This is a genomic window from Vibrio sp. 2132-1, from assembly GCF_033344315.1.
Window position 1 is genome coordinate 1 of the sequence record NZ_JAWPON010000227.1, and the last position, 785, is coordinate 785.

1 protein-coding gene is annotated in these 785 nt (G+C 46.1%); it reads left to right on the top strand.

Annotation, left to right across the window (positions count from 1 at the left end; genetic code table 11):
- Positions 1-8: 8 nt before the first annotated feature.
- Positions 9-758, top strand: coding sequence for an ATP-dependent dsDNA exonuclease SbcC (locus R8N47_RS24590; protein WP_412034482.1), 750 nt, complete (start codon positions 9-11; stop codon positions 756-758).
- Positions 759-785: the final 27 nt, after the last annotated feature.

A 785-nucleotide genomic window follows, 5' to 3' on the forward strand; every position in this document is an offset into this window, starting at 1 on the left:
CCACAGAGATTCAAGATCTTGCAGAGCGACTACACCGTTCTAAAGGTCGAGCATTGAAAGCAGAAATCGAGACGTTTTGGCACACCTGTATGTCCGAGCTCAATTGCGAATCCAAACTTAATGAACTAGCTATAGATTTGTCTGCAGAGCGTTTTAATTTGTTAGCGAACTACCATCAACTCGATGGCCTTTGGCAGCAAAGCGTTGGCAATTTGTTGTTTGATGAGCAGCAACCGCTCGCCTCTCGTGTCGCACGATTAAAATCCGAAGCGAGAAAGATTTGGGGAGAGCTCGCTGAGGTTATTTTCGCCGATGAGTTCGCACTTTACGACTTCAGCTTACAAGCCGAGCAACTTGATGCCGTATCGGCTCAAGATTACGTGAAAGCATTCGAGGATTTAATCACCGAATGGCAGGGGAACGAAAACGCCTTGGGGTTAGACAGCAACCAAACAAAATATGAACGAGCGGTGGCTCTGATCCCTGCAAGTATGAATGGGATCGAGAGACAAACCTTGATTCAAGAGTTGCAGAAAAACTATCTGTCTGAACAAGAAAGCAACCAAATCCGCACTCGTGAACAACAAATAGCAAAACAAAAGCAGCAAGTTCGCAGTTATCAAACCGAGCTAAAACAGCTCGAATCCAGATTGGCAACGCAAAGAGCCACCAGCCACGCGAGTTGGTCTGAATCTGACTGGCAGCGTTACTATCAACAAGAGATAGCGAATTTTCGTCGCGAGTTCTTTGCTTCATAAGGTGCGCATACAAAAAAGGCACGTAGC